The sequence below is a fragment of the Novosphingobium sp. YAF33 genome, assembly GCF_052113265.1.
In the GTDB taxonomy this organism is placed as follows: Bacteria; Pseudomonadota; Alphaproteobacteria; order Sphingomonadales; family Sphingomonadaceae; genus Novosphingobium.
Genome location: NZ_JBFRCW010000012.1, coordinates 34,852 through 55,009, shown reverse-complemented (window position 1 = coordinate 55,009; position 20,158 = coordinate 34,852). Strand labels below are relative to the sequence as shown.

The 20,158-nt window shown below is 58.0% G+C and carries 17 protein-coding genes; 8 read left to right on the top strand and 9 right to left on the bottom strand.

What is annotated here, in order from left to right; translation table 11 throughout:
• Window positions 1–536: 536 nt before the first annotated feature.
• The 3 genes from AB4Z00_RS21295 (at window position 537) to AB4Z00_RS21285 (ending at window position 2,532) form a co-directional block, all read left to right on the top strand.
• Window positions 537–1,127, top strand: coding sequence for a PAS domain-containing protein (locus AB4Z00_RS21295; protein ID WP_442047128.1), 591 nt, complete (start codon window positions 537–539; stop codon window positions 1,125–1,127).
• 595 nt (window positions 1,128–1,722) lie between these two features.
• Window positions 1,723–1,992: a hypothetical protein gene (locus tag AB4Z00_RS21290; RefSeq protein WP_442047127.1), complete on the top strand. Its 270-nt coding sequence runs from the start codon at window positions 1,723–1,725 to the stop codon at window positions 1,990–1,992.
• Window positions 1,993–2,127: 135 nt separating this feature from the next.
• On the top strand, window positions 2,128–2,532 hold the full coding sequence (locus tag AB4Z00_RS21285) for a hypothetical protein (protein ID WP_442047126.1): 405 nt from the start codon (window positions 2,128–2,130) through the stop codon (window positions 2,530–2,532).
• Window positions 2,533–3,371: 839 nt separating this feature from the next.
• Here AB4Z00_RS21285 and AB4Z00_RS21280 read toward each other — a convergent pair.
• From AB4Z00_RS21280 to AB4Z00_RS21265, 4 genes are all read right to left on the bottom strand, one after another.
• The gene (locus AB4Z00_RS21280) at window positions 3,372–4,292 is read right to left on the bottom strand and encodes a cation transporter (protein WP_442047125.1); all 921 of its coding nucleotides are present in this window, start codon (window positions 4,290–4,292) and stop codon (window positions 3,372–3,374) included.
• Entirely contained in the window at window positions 4,289–4,747 is a 459-nt protein-coding gene (locus AB4Z00_RS21275; RefSeq protein WP_442047124.1) for a hypothetical protein, read from the bottom strand. The genes AB4Z00_RS21280 and AB4Z00_RS21275 overlap by 4 nt, the downstream gene beginning before the upstream one ends.
• A 116-nt stretch (window positions 4,748–4,863) precedes the next feature.
• Entirely contained in the window at window positions 4,864–5,139 is a 276-nt protein-coding gene (locus tag AB4Z00_RS21270) for a hypothetical protein (RefSeq protein ID WP_442047123.1), read from the bottom strand.
• A gap of 562 nt (window positions 5,140–5,701) precedes the next feature.
• Entirely contained in the window at window positions 5,702–5,989 is a 288-nt protein-coding gene (locus AB4Z00_RS21265; protein ID WP_442047122.1) for a hypothetical protein, read from the bottom strand.
• Window positions 5,990–6,628: 639 nt separating this feature from the next.
• Between AB4Z00_RS21265 and AB4Z00_RS21260 the strand changes: the two genes are divergently transcribed.
• Window positions 6,629–7,102 (top strand): Hsp20 family protein, encoded by a 474-nt coding sequence (locus tag AB4Z00_RS21260; RefSeq protein WP_442047121.1) that lies wholly within the window; start codon window positions 6,629–6,631, stop codon window positions 7,100–7,102.
• Between the two features lie 334 nt (window positions 7,103–7,436).
• Complete coding sequence (locus AB4Z00_RS21255) at window positions 7,437–10,040, top strand: PAS domain-containing protein (protein ID WP_442047120.1); 2,604 nt, start codon at window positions 7,437–7,439, stop codon at window positions 10,038–10,040.
• A 195-nt stretch (window positions 10,041–10,235) separates the two neighbouring features.
• Here the strand turns inward: AB4Z00_RS21255 and AB4Z00_RS21250 are convergent, their stop codons facing one another.
• Both AB4Z00_RS21250 and AB4Z00_RS21245 read right to left on the bottom strand, forming a co-directional pair.
• Window positions 10,236–10,892 (bottom strand): DUF6766 family protein, encoded by a 657-nt coding sequence (locus tag AB4Z00_RS21250; protein WP_442047119.1) that lies wholly within the window; start codon window positions 10,890–10,892, stop codon window positions 10,236–10,238.
• Window positions 10,893–11,183: 291 nt separating this feature from the next.
• The gene (locus AB4Z00_RS21245) at window positions 11,184–12,116 is read right to left on the bottom strand and encodes an NAD(P)/FAD-dependent oxidoreductase (RefSeq protein WP_442047118.1); all 933 of its coding nucleotides are present in this window, start codon (window positions 12,114–12,116) and stop codon (window positions 11,184–11,186) included.
• A gap of 1,091 nt (window positions 12,117–13,207) precedes the next feature.
• Between AB4Z00_RS21245 and AB4Z00_RS21240 the strand changes: the two genes are divergently transcribed.
• The 3 genes from AB4Z00_RS21240 (at window position 13,208) to AB4Z00_RS21230 (ending at window position 15,924) form a co-directional block, all read left to right on the top strand.
• Entirely contained in the window at window positions 13,208–13,621 is a 414-nt protein-coding gene (locus AB4Z00_RS21240; RefSeq protein ID WP_442047184.1) for a low affinity iron permease family protein, read from the top strand.
• 224 nt (window positions 13,622–13,845) lie between these two features.
• Window positions 13,846–15,021, top strand: a complete 1,176-nt coding sequence (locus AB4Z00_RS21235) for a hybrid sensor histidine kinase/response regulator (protein WP_442047117.1) — start codon at window positions 13,846–13,848, stop codon at window positions 15,019–15,021.
• Window positions 15,022–15,435: 414 nt separating this feature from the next.
• A complete protein-coding gene (locus AB4Z00_RS21230) occupies window positions 15,436–15,924 on the top strand; it encodes a DUF4126 domain-containing protein (protein WP_442047116.1) in 489 nt (162 codons plus the stop codon).
• Between the two features lie 560 nt (window positions 15,925–16,484).
• Here the strand turns inward: AB4Z00_RS21230 and AB4Z00_RS21225 are convergent.
• The 3 genes from AB4Z00_RS21225 to AB4Z00_RS21215 all read right to left on the bottom strand — a co-directional run bounded on the left by AB4Z00_RS21225 (window position 16,485) and on the right by AB4Z00_RS21215 (window position 19,071).
• On the bottom strand, window positions 16,485–16,937 hold the full coding sequence (locus AB4Z00_RS21225; RefSeq protein ID WP_442047115.1) for a PA2169 family four-helix-bundle protein: 453 nt from the start codon (window positions 16,935–16,937) through the stop codon (window positions 16,485–16,487).
• Between the two features lie 174 nt (window positions 16,938–17,111).
• On the bottom strand, window positions 17,112–17,249 hold the full coding sequence (locus AB4Z00_RS21220) for a hypothetical protein (RefSeq protein WP_442047114.1): 138 nt from the start codon (window positions 17,247–17,249) through the stop codon (window positions 17,112–17,114).
• 1,615 nt (window positions 17,250–18,864) lie between these two features.
• Window positions 18,865–19,071, bottom strand: a complete 207-nt coding sequence (locus AB4Z00_RS21215; protein ID WP_442047113.1) for a hypothetical protein — start codon at window positions 19,069–19,071, stop codon at window positions 18,865–18,867.
• Window positions 19,072–20,158 lie beyond the last annotated feature (1,087 nt).

Sequence of the window (20,158 nt, the reverse complement as noted above, 5' to 3'; positions counted from 1 at the left end):
CGCTATTTGGAGCAGATCGAACGTCGATGCTGCGCTTCGGTATCACGGCGCGGCCGATGAACGGCGGCGTTACACCGGCAGCGGCTTCGCTGCTGTGCCCTGAGGCCATAGCTTGGGCTGTCTGTAAGCCCCCCGCCGGTCGCAATGAACTCACTGCGTGGGAAATCGCCTATGAGAAGCAATCGTAAATGGGCAGAGCCCTTGGCTCTAAGGCGGCAGCCTCGTGTGTCAGGTGTCAGAGACTTTTCACGATGGCGGATTAGTCATTTTTGAGAACGCGGCTGGATTTAGCATCGCTCATTTGGAAAAAATTGGAATTGTCGGCCATATTCGGCGGCGCCGACGCAGGGCCACGCTAACGACAAGGCGCCATCGCCGGCAAGCCGCACCAGCCGCCTCTTTCGTTTTCTAAAGATATTAAGCGAAGCCTGATAGCGTCGAGGCATGAAGTTGACGCGTGCCGATGGACAAGGAGAGATATAGTACGATATGGCCGGGCGGCATCAATAATGGACCTGGCTTTGAAGGAGCGTGGCATGGACAAGCGGCAGCTCATTCGCTCGATCCGGATTTCACCAATCGCTTCCATCGTCACGGGGCCGATCGCGGATGACAACCCCATCATTGCAGCGAATAGTCATTTCGAGCGGCTCACCGGATATGCCGAAGATGAGCTCCTGGGCCGCAACTGCCGTATACTTGCCGGTCCCGAAACCCAACCTGCTCGGTCTGCCACTCTTAGAAGAGGAATAGAGACTGCGACGCCTCAAGTCGTTGAGTTGCTCAACTACCGTAAAGACGGAAGCAAATTTCTGAACGCTGTGATGGTAGCTCCCGTGTTCGATGACGACGGCGCGGTTTCCTATTTCGTGGGCAGCCAGATGGAGGTCGACTGCAGCAACCATGTCTTAGCGCAGAGGGATGCCGAACAGCGGATTGGGCAGCTCACTCAGCAGCAGCAGAAAGTTCTTCGCCTCATGGCAAGAGGACTGCGCAACCGTCAGATCGGGCACGAGCTGGGTCTCACCGAAAAGACCATCAAAATGCATCGTAGCGCCTTGGTTCGGCGATTAGGTGTCACCACTGCTGCCGAAGCCTTGCGCCTGGGCATAGAGGCAGGCTTCTGACCGATTTTCCGCCTTGCTGTCGCAATTTGTTTTGCGGAGCGATGAGAATCGGATATGGACTTTAGTCTGGGGTGCTGAACCAGGTAATCAGACCGGAGACGCGTCATGTGTGGGTTCCGGCGCATAGATGAGCGTCTCGCCAAGACGCGCCGCGCGTTAGAGACCGCTAAGCCGGGCGTAGCGCGATAGGCTCGTAGCCAAGGTGGTAGGGCGTGCACCGGGGGCGGCATACCCATCAGCGTTTTTTCAGAAGGACTTTGAAGTTGCTGATCAGAACTGAGAAAATCTGAATAGCGCGCCTCGAAGGCGCTCTGCCGCCTTGATATCGCCAGATAAGTCCCGCTCGCTGCCCGTGTGCGGCGATCGCTGCCGAGGCCGAGCGGTTTTGAAGGCGTACGTAGCAGCGGGTAAGAAGATGCTTGTGTGACAGGGGTGTCAGTCTTTTCGTCGTTCTTGGCAGAAGCAGATGAGGTGCTTCTGCTTCGACGTAGCGAGGAGGTTGCGTTCAGGTAAGCAACTTCCTTCGCCGACTTCAAGCCACGTTGCTCAGCTAGCGACCGCGCGGATTGCGGTGTTCGGCATCATGGGGAGAGTTATGTCTGAAGGTATCATCGAACGTGCTGCCCGCGCGCTTGCGCAGTCCGCAAGTGGACACGACGATTGGGATTTGCTGACCTCCAAGCAGCAGGAAGCCATAATGCATGATGCGCGTGCGGTGTTGCAGGCAATTCGGGAGCCAAGCGCGGAAATGTCGGTTGCAGGCGCAACGGTCATGCGCAACATCAATCCAGAGGCTTGGCACCAGCACGGCCGAGATGCGGCGAGCGCGTGGCGGTTCATGATCTCGGCGGCGTTAAACGAATGATTTGCTGGCGGGCCACATCTTCGGGACGGACTTTCTTAAACCTATCGCCGGCGTGAGGCAGCATACGTAAAAGGACACTTCCCAAAACGCGCATTTGAGCGATGTTGACTGTCCACCGCCGCCTGCACCGGAACTATGGCCTGGCTCAAACCGTTTTTCCGGCAAAGGAGAATGGAAATGGAAGGTCAGATGCCCGGGGGATCCGCAGCGCCCAAATCGCAAGCTGCCGATGGCAACAACGAGTTCGGGAAAGCGGCTGAGGAAGAGCGCGCACGAGGGCCTAGCGGACGGGATGATCGTGAAGACCCCGCCGGCACGAACGGCGGGCCCTTGCCACAAAATTCCAGCACGGAATCCAACCTGCAGGCGAAACCTGCCGAGAAACAGCGCCCAGGCGTAGCAATTTCTTCGCAGCCGCAGGACGATCCCAACCGGACGGACCCCAATGAGCGCAGCGACATGATATCGGAGCGGCGCAACCCAGGCAGTCATGGTGGTGGCGGCGATCCGGGATGGAAGCCTTCGCGCCGCCCGAGCTGATATTCGCCGCGCAAAGATGTCAGCGAAGATTTGAGCGCTTCAGGTCAATCGCGGCAGGGCGCATTGTCAAAAGTGGGCGAGGGGAGCGCGAGAGGCGTAAGCTCGGCCGTGTGTTCGCTCAACCGATCTGCGAAACAGGGCCGGAGTGTGCAGCTAGCGTGCACTACTTAGCGAGTGACGTTACGTCGAAGCGGCGCCGGGCAATCCACCGCCGCTGCCAGGCTCGGCGCTCAAAGGAGGGGCGCCGAGGAGGTGCGCCAGTGGAATGCCGCCTGCCATCCGCTAGGAACAGCAGAGGATGAACGACGAAAGCCTGGCTGACTGAGCGCGAAGGCTATGGAGACACAAGAGCGAATATGAATGGGAGACGGCTCCAGCCGGAACTCACGGCTGGCCGCGTCAGAAGGGTTGCTGTCCCGGATGCGCTTCACGTAGGTCCGGCCGCACCTTGGCTTCCGGAAAACACCATGTCTTGCATCAGAACCTTCATGCGCGACCTTTGACCAGCCCTGCGGCACCATTCCCGCAGCTTCGTCTGCTGGATCGCTTTAGCGGATCCCCTACGCGGCCGGCGTGCGCTGCATGAACAGGCTTTCCATCTGGAGACGCTGAAGGTTGATCGTGGTGGATCAACAGCTGTAGCGATTTTTCGCCGCCGCCCTGATGGCATCACTCGGCGCGACTTGCCTGTTTTTCTTTCCTTTTCTAGCAGCCCACTGTTAGCGCAGCGCCCCCCGCGCATACGTTTGCGCCGCGCACTTGAATGCCTGGCATCCGTGCCAAAGCCCGGGTTCTCTGGCGCTTACGAAAGCAGCGACAATCGACTTGCGGGGTCAGTATCAACGTTGAACAGGAGGAACGAAGCTCACTTGCGCGAGGCGCCAAGACCTCTCTCCTTCGGTCGGCCAGTAGTGACGTGGGTGCCTGTGCTCATGCGGCGGATGAACACCATGAACTTCGGCGCGGATCAGCCGTCCGGTTTCTCGAAGGCGAATGGTGGCTGCCGGGAACTCCCGGCGAAGCCGCTTTTCCAGATCAAGCGCGTCTTGAGAAAGTTCAGGGCTGGACAGGGCTCTGGGAGATCCGTCTACCAACTCGGCGGTCGAAGAGCGAAGTGCTTTTACGCCGTCACTGATGACATCGATCGATATGACAATGGCTGCGACCGAATCTGCCCACCACCATCCAAAGCCTAGACCGATTATACCTGCAAGACCCGCGGCGCCGGTCAGCCAGTTGGCTTTGTTCATAAGCGCGTCGGTATGCAGAAGCTTGTCGTTAAGCTTCTCTGCAAGTGGCAGTTCCTTACGGCCGATTAGCATGGGAGGCACAAGGGAATAGATTTGAGCCGCGATCATTAACCATCCCAGCCAGAGATCATGCCCGAACATGACTATAGAGCCCACGGTCGCATGCTCGGCGCTAGCAAGCGCGACAGCAGCGTTGAAAAGCAGGAGTAAACCGACGGCAGTGAGCGCAACGGCGGCAACGAAAAAGCCGAGACCATTCACTCGCTCGAACCCGAATGGAAACTTTCCCGAGCGCTCTCCTTTTAGCTCGAGATGGGCCGCGATAAGGAAAGCAACCGGCGGAACGATCCCGAGCGTGTCTTCCACCCAGGCGGTTTTCATGGTCTGGCTCTGGCCCAGCACCAAGCCCATGACTAGAATGATTGTCGCTGTCCAGAACAGGTTCCAATACTCGAGCTTTATTGCTGCGTGCATCGTGTCGCGCAATTCGTCCGGTAAGCTGTTGGTCATTGGTCTTTCCTGTCGCGAGAAACCGTACGCGACGCCCGCTCCACGAGCATGATCCACCGGTTCTCCCCGTTGCGCATGGCCCCCTTCACTTCGATGAGGTTCTTTTTGGCACCGAAGGTCCTAACCGCCGGCCCAAAAGCCACCATCGTTTTCCATGGACTGTCTTTGGCAAATGCCCCGACGACGAGATCGACCTTCCCCGTTGAAAGCCTTTGAAGCAAATCCTCAGCCGATCCCTTTGACATCTGCGCATGGGCTATGGCACGCACCTCGATCTCGTTGATGAGCTGCTGTACTTCGGGCACGTTTGGCGTCCCGGCGACCAGTCCGATCTGGATTTGCTTTGTCTTTCCGATGCGATCAAGGGTGCCTTGCGGGTCCTGCGGCAGGGCCCCGCACGCGGATAAAACAAGTAGAAAACCGGCGAGCAGGCATCTCATTTGAGCGAGGCTCATTGTTGTTCCAGCCATACCAGTAAACGGCCGAGTTCTTCTGTTGTTTCGTCGGCACGTTGGGCGACGTGATCCCTCTGCCAAAATCGGCTAACAGGCAGGGCCTCGTCCTTCAAAGCTCAATGCCTTGTGGTGCAGGGCCGGCCGTCGAGTGCCGCTTCGACCATCGCATGCCAGATCGCCTGAACAATCTCCTGATCCGTCGTTTCGCCGGACCGATGTTGCAAGACTGCTTCTGCGGCAGAAATCATTGCGGGAGTTGCTTCGACAATCGCATCGAAAACCGCGCATACATTGCTTCGCACTTCAGTTTGCAGCTCAGGACCCAGACCATCCCAATCATCGTATCCACTTTCGGACTTGACTAAAGCTCTGGCTGCACGATCGATTGGCATCTCTCCAACCTCCAAACGTCGCGACCGGCGTTACGGCCAATAGTGCTCACAGTAGCGCGGTCGCGGCGGCGACGAAAGACGTGTAGGGGGGAGAAGGATCCATCCTGGTTCCATTTAAGAGGCGTTCCAGGTAGCGATAAAAGGATGTGCGCACTGTCACGGGATAAAATCTGACGATGTTGTCAGCGCGGCGATGGATGCTGCGATATGCATCTGAACCGACGTCCTTTTCGGACATCTTGCGGCGCATAGCGTGGTAATGCCGAAGCTTACACTCGCCGCGGAGCGAGCCCCCTTCGGTTGCCGCCGAGCGGCTGGAACAGCGCGGGCTTATGCAAAGGCGGCTCGTACTCGGATCCCGCGCCCACATACAAGGAAGTCAGACTGTGCGTGAGTCGCCGGTCACGTCTTTCCGGATTGCTAGGAGCCTGACGGAACGCGGATGAGCAGTCTATGGAATCCACCAGTCCATCGCAAAGCCCGGGCGTGAGGTCATTGCTCCTGCAATCACAGAAGGGCTCCCGACAAACCCGGAAGCCCTTCATTCTTGCACTGAGGGATATTACTGTTCGCCATTATCCTTCACGCCAACGGTCGGCACGTCTACTTCCGTCTTCTTTGTGCCTACGACGACTTCCTTGGAATCTACATCTACTTTGGGGAGCTCGCCGCCTTTTACGCTGACCTCAGGAACGTCGCCACCTGAAACGTTTGCTTTCCAAAAACCGGTAGCAAAAAGCAGACCAACCACAGCCACGATGATTACCGCGACAATGGCAATGTTTCGTCCGGCGTTGCTGCGCTTCACGACAACGCGATCGGCATAAGGCTCATTACGGATCTCGACCATGGGACCTCTCCTCCTATTTTAAGTACAAAGGTGAACTCCCGCTAAAACGTAATGGTTCCTTCTGAGAGGTGTTCGCAAAACGTAACATCCCGCAGGCACGGGCGAATTCAGGCGGATTGTTGCCTGCGTCATTCCCTTCGCTGGGCTGCCGGCTGCGATACGCCGCGCGGAGAATTAGTCAGCGGCTAGGCAAAGCGGGCAGCAAATTGCCGGCGCCACGGCGAAAGGCAATCCGCGTCGGTTTCTGATGAACCATCCGATCCGACGCTTTGACTCCGAGCCGATCGATGCCTGATCGAGACCCAAGAGCCGCCGTGCAGGACTGAAAACCGAAAGATTCACCGCCGCTTTCGAGCAGGCGCCATGGAAGGCGTTCGCTGCCCATCGCCCCGCTTGAGTGGACCGGCAATTGAACACAGATGTGATCTCCTTGCGCCGCGTGTCTGTGTTTCGACAAGCAGCGGCAGGGGCGACCGCGCTCAAAAAAATAAAGCTGGAAAAATCTCACTTGAACGCTCGTGGCGTCTCCCTAGATTTTTTCTCACCGGACGCTGCTGAGGTCCGGTTGGACATAGAGAGCGCCGGCTCTAAGTCACCGGCGCCTCTCATGCCCGGATCGCTTCATAGGAGGATTTGGAAATGAGAATGCAATCCGATTTCGCGCCATATCGGCGCTCGACGGTAGGTTTCGATCGGCTCTTCAATATGCTCGAGACAACCAGCCGGGATGAGGATGATCATCCCCCCTTTGACATCGTAAAGACCGGCACGGACAGCTACCGGATTACGCTGGCAGTTGCAGGCTTCCGCGCCGAGGATATCGAGGTGATAGCGCAGCAGAACCTGCTGACGGTGTCAGGCAAGCGAACCGAGGAGACGGGGCAGGAAGAATTTCTGCATCGCGGCATTGCTGCACGCCCGTTCGCACGTCGTTTCCAACTAGCAGACTTCGTGGAGGCAGGTGACGCCAGGTTCGAGAATGGACTTCTGAGCATTGCGCTGCACCGTGTCGTGCCCGAAGCCATGAAGCCTCGCCGTATCGAAATAGGTGCGAATAAGTCTGCTCAGGATCAGATTGTGGCGCCGGGCGGAGAGGTCCGCGAAGCGGCCTGATTTGGGAGCACACCGGTCTGCCGGCGCCTCTTATCGACGGGGCCGGCAGACCGCACAAGTCGCCTAAACGCTCCGGCTCAGGCTCTCCTTGAGAGCGGCTCGAACGCTGGCCCGCTCGAGTGCGAGCCGTAAGGCGGTGCATGGACGGGTTTCTGCATACCGAGGCTGGAGGGGAGTTTCTGACCGGACGAGGCGCTCAAATCCTGGACATGTCACTTTGCACGCACGCCCGGATGTGACAACCTGCTTGAAAAGGTATCAGTCGGGAACCTTGGCGTCACCAGTCTGGTTGATCGGCCGACAAACACGACGAAAGACGGGGTGCTTCAGTCGAATGCTGAAATCTGAGCCGGCCAACGAGGGGACTGCCGACTCCCGTCGCATTGAGGCAGAAGTGCTGGGACTGGACAGCGGAACCGATCCCTTTGTGGCGGCCGTACGCGCCACCCGGATGCCGATGATCATCACGAACCCCCGGCTGCACGACAACCCGGTGGTATTTGCAAATGACGCGTTTTGCAGACTCACTGGATACCACCGCGATGAGGTGCTCGGACGCAATTGCCGATTTCTGCAGGGGCCGGAAAGTGACCCCGACGACGTCGGCGCCATCCGCGCAGCGGTGGAGGCCGTGCGCTCCATCGAAATTGACGTTCGCAATCACCGCAAGACAGGCGAGCCATTCTGGAATCGCCTGCTTTTAGCGCCGGTATTCGACGAGGCTGGAAAGCTCGCCTATTTCTTTGCAAGCCAACTCGACGTGACCCTCGAGCGCGAGCATCTCGAAAAGCTGGAAAGCTCGAATGCAGCCTTGATCGCGGAAATCACCAATCGCCAACAGCGGCAGAGCGAGCACGAGCGCGAACTCGATTTCGCGCTTCGGGCTGGCCGCTTTGGCACCTGGAGTATCGATTTCGAGACAGGCGAGCTCACTTGTTCGGCTGCGTGCCGTACACTCTTCGGTATAGATGCAGATCAAGATTTCACATTTGCGGATCGAATGGCGGCTATCCATCCCGACGACCGCGCGGCCAATGTTTCCGCTATCGAGCGTACAAGGACTGAAGGCGCGGACTTTGACGAGACTTATCGTATTGTCACCCCCGCCGGTGAGACGCGCTGGCTCTCTTCGCGCGGTCAGCCATTCCTCAATCTCGAGGGCAAACCCCTCCGCCTCGCGGGGGTGTCATCGGACATTACGGCGCAGCGTCGATCCGATCGCATGCGGACGGCGCTTGTAGAGCTTGGCGATGTCTTCCGGGATATCGAAGATCCTGCCGATATTTCATTTGCCGCTGCGAAAATCCTTGGTGAGGCGCTCGAGGTCAGCCGGGTCGGCTACGGCCTTGTCGACCCTGTTCAGGAGACGATCACAATCGAACGGGACTGGAATGCGCAGGGTATTCGTTCACTTGCAGGGACGCTACATTTTCGCGACTACGGCTCGTATATCGAGGAGTTGCGGCAGGGCGTAGACGTCGTCATCTCCGACGCGCGCCTTGATCCGCGGACAATTGATGGGGCAGAAGCGCTCAAAGCAATCAGCGCCGAGGCGGTTGTCAACATGCAGCTGACTGAAGACGGCGGGCTGGTCGCACTTTTGTATCTGAACAATGCGACTGCTCGTAGCTGGCCCGCTGACGAACTCGCTTTCGTTCGGGAGGTGGCGGAGCGAACGCGCATCGCGACCGAGCGCCGCCGGGCAGAAATCGAGCTCGCGGAGCTCGCCGCTTCCCTTGAAAGGCAGGTTGAAGAGCGAACCAAGGAGTTGATCGCTGCTGAGGAAGCATTGCGGCAATCCCAGAAGATGGAAGCCGTCGGACAGCTCACCGGCGGCCTCGCTCACGATTTCAACAATCTTCTGACGGGAATTACGGGCAGCCTGGAGATGATCCAGACCCGATTGGCACAAGGGCGAGCCGTCGAGGTTGACCGCTATGTCCATGCAGCCCAAGGCGCCGCGCGCCGGGCAGCATCGCTGACGCACAGGTTGCTTGCGTTTTCACGGCGGCAGACACTCGCGCCCAAGTCAACCTGCGTGAAAAATCTCGTAAACGGCATGGCTGACCTGATCGAGCGCACGGTTGGCCCCGCAATCGAGGTCGAGGTTGTCAATGCTGCGGGACTATGGCCGGTTCTGGTGGATCAGAGTCAACTTGAGAACGCTTTGCTGAACCTGTGCATCAACGCGCGCGATGCGATGCCGCACGGCGGCAAGATCATGATAGAAACCGGCAACCGTTGGTTGGATAGACGCGGTGCCGCCGAACGCGACATGGAACCGGGGCAATACGTATCGCTCTGCGTTTCCGATACCGGGACCGGTATGAGCAAGGACACCATATCCAAGGCATTCGATCCGTTTTTCACGACCAAACCTATCGGCATGGGAACCGGACTGGGCCTCTCGATGATATACGGGTTTACGCGGCAGTCAGGCGGCCAGGCTCGTATCTATTCAGAGCTCGGTCAAGGCACTATGGTGTGCCTTTACCTACCGCGGCACACGCGTGAAGCGGACAGCGTGACGAACGAGCTCGATACCGCGGCCGCTCCGGATCGTGAAGCGCGGCAAGGAGAGACGGTTCTCATCATCGACGACGAACCGACAGTTCGGATGCTTGTGGTCGATATCCTTGAAGGGCTTGGCTTTGGCGTTCTGGAAGCCGCAGACGGTCCCTCTGGATTGAAGATCTTGGAATCGGGCACGCGCGTTGATCTATTGATTACAGACGTAGGCTTGCCTAGCGGCATGAACGGTAGACAGGTGGCGGACGCAGCGCGCCTGAAACGTCCAACCCTTAAAGTTCTGTTTATTACAGGTTACGCCGAAAACGCCGTCCTCAGTCACGGTCATCTCGATCCGGGCATGCATGTCCTGACAAAACCATTTTCAATCGACGCGATGAGCCAGCGCATCATGGATTTACTCGCCTAGGGGAGAGGCTGAGGAACGATAGGGGCGACAAGCACCGTGCCACGTTCATCAACATCCGAAGTTGGAGCGGAAATTAGCGCCTTGCCGGGGGTGTACGCGGCCTTTGGCGGGCACGGGCTAGTCGCTGATGGCTTTTTGCCCCTTAGAGAGCTGTCGTGGGCATCCTCGAAGAAAGGCAACGGCGTACCGAAAAAATTAAGTGCCAGTCTTGCTATGCGGCGCCGCGACAGCCTTTGATTCAGGAGATTCCCGCTGACGCAGGAAGATCGACAACACGACCAGCACTGCGGTCGAAAGAAATTCGCTCTGCCAATTCTGAAGGGATTCAAACCAGAGCTGCGGATCGCCGAGATAGGCAATGACGCTTAGTGGCTTCTCGCCATGGGCAATCGCTTCCTGAGCCGCCACTTTCGCGCTCTGGGTCCAGTGGATGACAAAAGAGATCAGGAACAATAGGAACAGTGTCAGGCCCAGGGAACGCGCATATATGGCGCGCCACACCCTGCCGCGCGTTAAAATGCGCGGTGCATCCGGCTTTCGTGCTTCGGCCTCAAGGTTATCATCGCGGGGCTTGGCGTCGGGGTCTTTCGACTCGGCTGATCCGCGCTGAAACAGGAAGGCGGTTAGAACCACATAAGCCGACATCTGGAGAAATTCGCTCTCCCAGTTCTCGAAGACCGACGACAGGAATTCCGAACTAGCCGTGTATGTGAGAAGACTCATCGCGGCTTGGTGATGCCGCTGGGCATCTTCGACCGACACCTGCCAGCCCGCGAGCCACTGGCCGGTAATGCTGCCCGCAAAGAGCAAAAGAAGCGCGATTGTAAGGCCATTATCTCGCAGCACCTTCATATGCGCCTCCCGGTTCATTCTGGCTTTCTAAAACGCTTTAAGTTCGCCCCGGTTCACTTATTTGTCAGTTTATCGCGCTAAAGTGCCAGTTCACGATATCACTCGAGGCGCTGGCGCGGACGGTCCGCGGCATTAGGGTCAGCAAGTGCTCTAAGGCGCTTCCTTCAGCAGTCCTATCGCTATTACTGGACCCCAAGCTGCGAGAGGGAGCAGCTGGCATGGGGATTCCGGCGCGATCTCAGCATCATATTCGCTGTCGCAAAACCCCCAATAGCGAGCATGGTCTTCATGTCATGTTCTTCGACGTCCACCACGTAACATCGGTTGCAGGTTCGCTAGGTCGTTGCGTATTGTAGTCGCAGCTACGCCGGCTTCCCCCATCGCGTGACTGATCTGATCGAGGCCCTTGGCGACGTCTCCGGCTGCATAAAGGCCGGCTATTGAAGTCCGCTGGTGGCTATCCACGCTTAGGCATCCCTCATCGGTCGCGTCAGCGCCAAGGGAAATGGCCAGTTCGGACCTGATCATCGAACCCAGCGCCGGATAGACGCTATCGAAGTCCGCCTCCTGCTGCGGAGTGGGCACTACGATTGAATGCGTTTTCAATTGCAAGGACCCGCATGGGCCGTCAACGAGGGCGACACCAGCTTCCGCGAGCGTTCGGCGTTCTTCCTGGCTGAGATCGTGTTCGGTGTCTTGGGATATCAGGGTTACGGAGGCGGTGTACATCCGCAGGAACATCGCCTCCTTGAAACCATGAGTGCTGGTTCCGATTACTCCAACCCGCTTGTCGGTGACTTCATACCCGTCGCAAATCGGGCAATAACGCAGCAGTCCGCGCGCGAGGGCTGTGTCATGCAGTTCTGGCGAGATATTCGGAGGGCGGTTGACGACGCCGGTCGCGAGGAGAACGGTGCGGGCCCGCCACTCATGGTCGTTGCTTCTGGCTAGGAAGACACCGTCCGCACGTTCAAGGCTCTCAATCACAGCGGGCTGGACCTCCACGCCAAACTCTCCGGCTTGCGCGCGCATGAGGCGCAGGAGATCGCGACCCGGAATGCCCCCCGGGTAGCCGGCATGGTTGTGTGTCCTGGGGATTAAGGCAGCCCGGCTTTTCCCGGCGTCCACCACCGCGATAGTGAGATGGAAGCGCGCAAGATACACCGCGGCTGTCAGACCAGCCGGACCGGCGCCGATGACAAGGCAATCGAGGACATCGTTCATAAGTTGCCCAAAGCCGCGGGCATGTCTGAGTTCCCAAGAGCATTTAGCGGCAGCGCAAAGCCAACGCGATTTCCGAAGTGCGTGATTAGTGATGAGCCTGCAGCTCTCCGAGAAGCAGGCCGCCGTGAAAAGGGAGTCGCAGCTCGGCCTAGAGGCCGCCCCTGTGAAATACGGGGCGACACAAGCTGCTCATCTTGTCTGTTTCGCCGAGGTTGCAAGTCAGCAAGGTCAAGCAGTCGGGAAATAGATAAACTTCAAGCTGGGCTGCCTGCGCTTCGCTGCAAATCATTAATCGAAAGCGGACCCCCTGTTTGATCCTCTCCATGCGCAATGTATCGTCGAGAACTCCAAGGCTTTCGCTATTCTTACTTTGGACGGCACCGTATTGATCACCAGCTTCAGGCAAATGCGGGATAGGCACCTTGTCCGAGCAGACTTGCACGGCAGAAAGCCTCGCGCGCAGGCTGCGCAGCGGCTGCGGGCGCTCGCCTTCCGAGCGCTAAAGCGGACGCATCCGTCGCAATGCCGCGGGCCAATCCGAAGACACATGCCGGCGTAGGCGGTAGAAGCGCGCCGCAGTGGGAATATCAGCTGGATCGACTGGCCTGCTTGCATTTGGCGACGCGGTTCCGCAAGCGGCTCACAACTTCGTCCGTGTGCTGGAAGTAGTAGCCGCTTTCGAAGATCTTGCGACCTCGTCCTGGCTCGGGAGCCGACGGATCAGCGCTTTTGTCCATGACACATCCTCTCTTTGTGAAGATGGAATGCTGTGCAGGTCTGCCAGTTCCAGTTTTCCCGGTACCGCGCGCAGTTGACCCCCATCGCCTCCTTCCAAGCGCTCGAGCGCTGCTAGAGCCAGCGGCTTTGAACCGTCGCCTGGCAATCGTCTTGGTAGCGGCTGAATTCTGCCGCTCGATGATGTCTGCTCTTCGCGCTTCACGGCCAGTTCAGAAACAAACGGGAAACATGCTCGGTCTGGACGCGGGGCTGTCCCTGGAAAGTATGGAATGGATTAATCAGATATCTCCTGTATGTCTTCGCACTAAGTGAAGGGGGCGGTGAAGCGTCCCAGAAAATTCAAGGGCAATATGATGGATCGGTTGTTTAYCGCGATAGCTTCGAAGTCAGCGCAGGTGATGGGCCAGCCTATAACATTTGTTATTTCGACACTCCTTATTGTTGTCTGGGCGCTGAGCGGTCCGCCGCTGCATTATTCGGACACATGGCAGTTGATAGTGAATACGGCGACAACCGTTCTAACCTTCCTCGCTGTTTTCCTGATCCAGAACAGCCAGAACCGGGATGGCGCAGCCATGCAGGCAAAGCTTGATGAGATCATTCGTGCTCTGGACAAGGCGCGCGGAGAGTTTGTGGGGATCGAGCATCTGACCGATGCCCAGATTTGCCAAATCCGCGACGCGTTGGAAGCCGATATCAAGAACGAGGCTGACGGCAAGCAGCGGACGGTCGCGCCAACGGTCGAACGCTTACTTGCGAGATTTTGACCGGGTAAGGCCAGCTGAATGGGCGATAAGACGAGTAATTCTCACCGGATCGCGGACCCGATGATCCGGGAGCTCGTCTGCGCAGCGCAAGACCCCGGAGAAGCGACAGTCGGGAACAACCTGTTTCGCAAAATACGTGTCGAAGGTAGGTTGACGCATAGGGAAGGGTTGCCCAATGTGCCGCCGCTCGAAGAGATAACTTTTTGGGCGGTTTAGCAGTTACTATGATCGAACCTGTCTATTTCGTCGCGGTCGACGATCATCTGCCCAATCTTGTAGCACTCGAAGCGCTGCTTCAGCGCGAAGGTCTCAAGGTTTTGAAAGCGTCATCGGGCGATGAGGCACTGGAGCTGCTCTTGCGCTATGATGTGGCACTCGCGCTGCTCGATGTCCAGATGCCTGACATGGATGGTTTCGAACTTGCCGAACTGATGCGCGGCCGGGAAAAGAGCCGCGCGGTTCCTATCATCTTCGTAACTGCTGAAAGCTCCAATCCGCAGCGGCGTTTCCAGGGCTATGGAGCAGGTGCCGTAGACTTCATACACAAGCCGATTGAGCCAGAGATTTTACGCAGCAAAGCGAACGTTTTCTTTGAACTGGGCCGTCAGCGGCAGGAGATTGCCCAGCAGCGAGACGATCTCGCCGCCGCTGGGAGGGCCTTGCAAGAGGCGGACAGTGCGAAGGATCGCTTTCTGACGATTTTGGGTCATGAGCTGCGGAACCCAGTGGCGTCCATCTCCAGTGCGATCGTTTTGCTCAGACGACCGCGTTCGGCGGAACAAGTAGACGAGATCTACCAGCAAATGGATCGAATGAGCTCCCACCTAGGACGGCTGATCGAAGACCTGCTTGATGTCTCTCGGATCAAGGAAGGCAAGCTGGCGCTGCAAATCGAGCGGGCGGATCTCAGAGCGCCTTTGCTTCTTGCGATTGAGGGGGCAAGCCATGCGATCGCGGCGGCTGGTCATGCTCTGAGGGTCGATCTTCCAAACGAAAATGTATGGATAGATGGCGATACTACTCGGATCGCACAGGCGAGCGCCAACCTTATCGTCAACGCTGCCAGATATACTCCGTCAGGAGGAGAAATCGGTGTGGCACTGACCATCGATGAGGCCGCGGCTCACGTGACAGTCACCGACAACGGTTTGGGAATTCCTCCGGAGATGCTGGACAAGATTTTCGAGGTTTTTGCGCAAGTCGATGGCCATAAAGGGCAAAGTGCCGGGGGGATAGGAATAGGACTATCCCTCGTGAAACATATTTGTGAGCTGCACGGCGGCACTGTCTCGGTTAAAAGTGCGGGGAGCGGAAAGGGAAGCAGCTTTACCATTCGGTTACCCCTCGCTTCAAATGCGAGGGAAGACTTACCGCTGGACAAAGGGGTGGCCGCCTGCTGACAGCTGGCGGCTTCCCCGGACGGTAACCCAAGTTTCAGCGACCTAGTGCCTGTTGCGCATACCGGTTAATGCCGGTGGTCGCCGCAATCACCTGTGAAACTCATCTCTATTCGCCTGTCTGGGCCATGGGGCCAAGCGGGCGGTGCAGCCGAGGGGCGGTAATCCATGACCGGCCCTGTTATACCGCCGCGAAATCCTTCAGAAAGCCCCTACCGATTAACTGAGGGCGCGATTTCAAAGTCTCATCGGACGGTTGAGGCCGTTCCGCCTGGCAAGTGCGCTGCGATATCTACCCGGCGATCAAATTATCTTCGCGTCGAACCCGGATCGGCAACTCGGTCAAGAATAGCGCGGCGGGGATCGAATACCTCCACCGCGCATTCTTATGCTGCATCTTGCCAGGAGCCGAAGCACATGATCCGTTCATTCCTCATAGGGCTTGTCGCCGGACAGCGCGGCATCACGCCGCTGGCTACCATCGCGCTGGCGACCCGGCGTAATGCGATCCCGCCCTCCCTTCCGCTTCAACAGCTTTTGCAAAATCCTGTCATTGCATCGGGCGCCGCGGCTTTGGCAGCCGCCGAGATGGCAGGTGACAAGATGAAGTCTGCGCCCGATCGCATTGTCCCTATCGGTTTGGCGGTGCGCACGATCACCGCGGCCTATGCAGGCGCAGCTCTTGCGCCTCGCGGCGAACGTGCGCTTGGAGCAGCCATCGCCGTTGGATCTGCGCTGGCGTCTTCGTATGTCGGCTGGCGTCTGCGCTGCATGGCGATGCGGCGATACGGGCAAACAGCTACCGGTTTTGTCGAGGACGCACTTGTCTTGAGTACCGGGATAGTCGTGGCAAACCCCGACCTGCTGCCAGATCGACGCCCATCGCTTCGCGAGGTAGCCCTTTAGGCAGCGTTTCGCTCCTGCATAGGGATCTGGGGCAATCGGCATTATGTTGCTTCCCAAGGTGCTGAGATCGGATTCTCTGCGCTTGAAATCGCGGCATGCCGTAAATCCGCTAAGCTGTCGATCGGCAGGCCCGGGCCGGCTCGCGGCCGGCGTTGCCCGTCCGGACGTTCGGCATTGCGCCGTGAAGCGCGTGACGGCGCGGCAGCCCCTACGAAGAGCATCCGGCCCGATACTCGACAAACCGTCTTACAAAGTCTTGAGTGGTGTATCGGACTAGAGGCGCGAGCGTGCGGCGCCCGCTTGAGGCTTGCCGCAATTTATTTGAGCGTTCGAAAGGCCCGAAGTTCGCTTCGGTCTCGTGCCTTAATAAGCATGGTTCCGGTCCGGTTTTCGGCAAGTACGGCCTACCAGAAAACCGCCGGGAAGCTCGCAATCGGGTATATCTGCCGCGCTCTTTCTGTCGCGTCGTGGAAGGGTTCGCATAAGCAAAATCCTGAACGGCCGGGTGAGGCGTCCGGTGAGCTTGGAGGACCGGAGGGCGGGCCCCCCGGTCCGAGGCATTAGCGTTCCATCGAATGCTTGATGTCGCGCATCTCGTCATGGCCTGCCTTGACAGACACGTAGCAGGTTTCGATCAGCTGACGCACTTGCGGGGAAAGTTCGCGGTCAGCGATCGCGTCTTCGAACTTTGCCTTGATATGATCTTCGCCGGCTTCAACTTCGTTGATGATCGCCTTGTCGTCCTGTCCGGTCACGGCRGACTTGAGGTTTAGGAACATCCGGTGGGCACCCGCCAGCACCGTACCGTCGTCTTCCGCCTTGCCGCCAAGCCGGTTGACTTCCTGTTGCAGACGAGATGCGATTTCGCGGCGCTCACTCGCGCGGCTGGTGAAGAGGGATCCGAAACGGGCGCTTTTACTATCCTTGACGGCCTCGCTGTAGCCATCCACGCTGTCGATCGTCGTGGCGATCAGGCTGTTCAGTGTCGAGATGTCATGGCTGTTGTCGGACATTGTCGTTCCTCTCAGAATGCAAGGCTGTAGACCCGAACGATCTTTCGGGATGCAGGCTAAACGACTGACTAGGTGAATAGCTTCCTGCACATTCGTGAATAAGATCGACGAGCATGATTTCGGTCGTCGCCTTATATGGCGAGACCGAATCGCTCACCTTCGAATGCTTTTCGATCAGGGGAGGCGACCAGCGGAGCCGATCGGAAAGGCAAGGGCAGCTTGATGGCGCACCAACCTGGCCGCTATCCACATCAGGCTCGGCGGCCAAGCAAACTTGCCATTCCGCAGAATATCGTTGTCTTCGATAGCCATTCCGCCAAAGCGCCTTGTTAGGTGCTATGGTTGTGGGCCGCCACGATCACCCGGTTCGCTCTCAACAATATTAGGCAGTGTCCGGACGGCCAAAAAATGAAGCGGATTTCGCAAGATGCGCGGAGCCTGGGTGTCGGCAACGACATCGACCCGTCGATTTCTGAGGGCGACGCATAGCACATCGGCCATTCTTAGGGGGAGCGAAGCGCGAATGGATACGGATTTCTACTCACAAACCCGCGAGGATTGGCGATCCTCGATTGCATTTCCTGAACGGGTCGTGAAAAAAATGCAATTGCGTTGCAGCGCAGCAAACAGCAAAAGTACAGCGCCTTTCAGGCATCCTCTCCCAAGACTCTTCGGCCGGCCTGTCAGGGTCGGCTATTTTTTTTGCCGCTTGTTTAGCAGCCATTTTTGCTCGGTTCGGGGCACTGCACTAGGGGAGATGACGCCCTTCGCCCAAAGCAGGCGTCTGTCCATGCTTGGTGGCGAAATTTGAATCGCCGACTCTGTCTGTGGGCGGCACGGGCATCCTCGCCTCCTTGTGGCGGCTTCGACGAGACATCGGAGGAGAGCCAATGGCAGTCCGTCAGATCCATGCCGCCGTACTTTTTGATGGCCGCTACCTCGCGCACCGCGCCGTTGGCTTCATGCGGGCGGCGGTGAGACTTTATTACCTAGCGCATAGCCGTTCTCGACCTGATTGAGCCGGCTGGATGTCGGCACGATTAGGATGTTCTTGCTGACGGCGAGCAGATCAGGGTCTCGGGTATGATGGGTGTTTTCTCGCTCAAACTGATCGCGGCATTGTTCATGACGCCTTTCCCCACTGGTCGGTGGCACTAGAGCCAGCCCGCCTTGGTGGCGACTGCCGCGGAGACGAACATGCAGAATTGCGGGGGCTGAAGCTATTGTTGGCTCTGATGAGCTAGCATCAAAAACTGCCCTTTTGAGAACTTCGCTCTTTTCACGGCGGAGCAAAGCCACGCATTAAGCAAGCGGCTGCCTCTCGCGCGCTATTTGAACTGTCCATTCGCCGTCATGTGAGCGCAAGTGGTGGGGAAGGTTTTGCCATATAGACCAGCTCGCCTTCGTATTCTGATCGGATCACATCGGCGCAACACTCTGGCTCTGCCTGAAAGGAGTTTTCGCGCAAGCGGAGAAATTTTGCCGCTCAAGGGATGGTTTGCCCGCCGCCTTTGCCACCAAGAGGGCGCGTTCGAAGATCGCTGGCCTATCTGAGTTTCAGGGTGGGGCGCGCCTTGACGATGAAAATCGAGACAGTACATCGGTGCGGCTCCGTTGCGCCGACTTGGGGCGATGAGCAGCAGGCCTATCCTTCCAAATGGTTTGAGATAGCGCTCAAGGATGTAGCCGATAACGCGGCTATTCTTTCTAAGGGGATAGCCCGCGCCCCCGTCTCGACGCTGCGGCCACGCCAATTCTGGAACGTTAGTATCGGCACCGACGGGCTACAGATCATCCTCCATAGACGACTGCACTGGCAAGATGTTCAAAGATGTGGTTGCGCCAGTCTTGCAACCCTCCATGTCCGGCTCACGGCTGATGCGTCGCAGTGATGAGCCGGAGCTTCGAGCTCCGGCTCATCTCTTAGCTATGCGGCCTGCATCAACCGCTGTGGATCGTTGCCGTAAAGGTCTCGCATCCAACTGCAGATCTGCTCATTGACGACCCGATGCAACACCTTCAGACGCTTCACTTCCGACGGATGTGCTTTTTCGGCTTCTGCTTTCGCTATCGCGCTTTCCAAACGCTGGCGCTCTTGATGCAGGATTGTGAATAGCCTTTCCGCCATGGTCATACCTCACGAGCATCGAGGCCGCGCATGGCAGGCATTTTGTCGGCCACGCGGCGGGGATCCGATGCCCCAGGCAGTCGCCCGGGATCGGGGCGGTTCTCGCCTGGATGAGCGTGGGAAGCCCAAGACGCGAGAATGGCGTGCTTGACCTCCGGTTCGAGCTGGGGATGTCCCATAGGCTCGAATGGATGATGAAATTTGGAGAGGGACATTGCTTTGCCTCCTTTCTTCCAACTCTCCTCACTGTGGCGGTGATTCCGCCGCCCAATATATTTTGGATTTTTTGTCTCGAGGTCAAGAGCCCGCGTACCCTTTCGGCAAACTTGGCCAAAGCCGTCCCGCTAAGGAAAGTAATTAGTCAGGGCGGATACCCTGATGCAGTGCTAGCCATCCTGATAAACATGACGCTTCTTACAAGAGCAACGATGTTGCGCGGCGTGCTCGTGCGTCCCATCTGACGGCCCCGCACCATTCGGACGCTGAAGCGTGATAAGCCGTACGCCAGGGCAATATTGTCGACTGACCAAGCCTGCCACGGACCGTTCCAGCTTTCTCGCGCAGCGGCGACGCGGAAAGGCGGTGTGAACGCCCGCCAATGCTTTACGTCGATGGTAAAATGTTTCTGTTGCCGGGGGCCGACTACGATTAATCCGCTATATAATTGCAGAACGGTTTGGAGTGACTACGTCTCGCTGCCCCGCGGACGCCGCGGCGTAGCAGCCTCGAGGACACCAATGCGGCCCCGTGATCGCTTGACCTTGCGTCTCGGGACATGAGCCACCCCAAGGGATACTTAGCGGTGCCGGTCGAGATCAATTGCCTCGGCTCCGCGAGCAACGCATCATGGACGGCCGGCTTGAAAGATTGGCGGATGAAAAGAGGCCCCGGGGATCATTGAGACCGGCCCGGGGCGTTAGTTGTCGCATGCGCCGCAGCGCGTTCAGGGAGGGCATGCTTCTGAGAGGGATCAGGAGCGCCTCAAAATCATGATCGCTCATCGGTGCCGCCATTTCCATCGCTTGCAGGAAATTAATTCAAATCCGCGCGGCGCTGATCAAACGAGGCCGTCCCCCGCAAAAGGGACGGCCTC

Bases quoted from the DNA above. Each gene is read 5' to 3' on its own strand.
- AB4Z00_RS21295 (WP_442047128.1), top strand. From the start codon at position 537: ATGGACAAGCGGCAGCTCATTCGCTCGATCCGGATTTCACCAATCGCT.
- AB4Z00_RS21290 (WP_442047127.1), top strand. From the start codon at position 1,723: ATGTCTGAAGGTATCATCGAACGTGCTGCCCGCGCGCTTGCGCAGTCC.
- AB4Z00_RS21285 (WP_442047126.1), top strand. From the start codon at position 2,128: ATGGCCTGGCTCAAACCGTTTTTCCGGCAAAGGAGAATGGAAATGGAA.
- AB4Z00_RS21280 (WP_442047125.1), bottom strand. From the start codon at position 4,292: ATGACCAACAGCTTACCGGACGAATTGCGCGACACGATGCACGCAGCA.
- AB4Z00_RS21275 (WP_442047124.1), bottom strand. From the start codon at position 4,747: ATGAGCCTCGCTCAAATGAGATGCCTGCTCGCCGGTTTTCTACTTGTT.
- AB4Z00_RS21270 (WP_442047123.1), bottom strand. From the start codon at position 5,139: ATGCCAATCGATCGTGCAGCCAGAGCTTTAGTCAAGTCCGAAAGTGGA.
- AB4Z00_RS21265 (WP_442047122.1), bottom strand. From the start codon at position 5,989: ATGGTCGAGATCCGTAATGAGCCTTATGCCGATCGCGTTGTCGTGAAG.
- AB4Z00_RS21260 (WP_442047121.1), top strand. From the start codon at position 6,629: ATGAGAATGCAATCCGATTTCGCGCCATATCGGCGCTCGACGGTAGGT.
- AB4Z00_RS21255 (WP_442047120.1), top strand. From the start codon at position 7,437: ATGCTGAAATCTGAGCCGGCCAACGAGGGGACTGCCGACTCCCGTCGC.
- AB4Z00_RS21250 (WP_442047119.1), bottom strand. From the start codon at position 10,892: ATGAAGGTGCTGCGAGATAATGGCCTTACAATCGCGCTTCTTTTGCTC.
- AB4Z00_RS21245 (WP_442047118.1), bottom strand. From the start codon at position 12,116: ATGAACGATGTCCTCGATTGCCTTGTCATCGGCGCCGGTCCGGCTGGT.
- AB4Z00_RS21235 (WP_442047117.1), top strand. From the start codon at position 13,846: ATGATCGAACCTGTCTATTTCGTCGCGGTCGACGATCATCTGCCCAAT.
- AB4Z00_RS21230 (WP_442047116.1), top strand. From the start codon at position 15,436: ATGATCCGTTCATTCCTCATAGGGCTTGTCGCCGGACAGCGCGGCATC.
- AB4Z00_RS21220 (WP_442047114.1), bottom strand. From the start codon at position 17,249: ATGGCTATCGAAGACAACGATATTCTGCGGAATGGCAAGTTTGCTTGG.
- AB4Z00_RS21215 (WP_442047113.1), bottom strand. From the start codon at position 19,071: ATGACCATGGCGGAAAGGCTATTCACAATCCTGCATCAAGAGCGCCAG.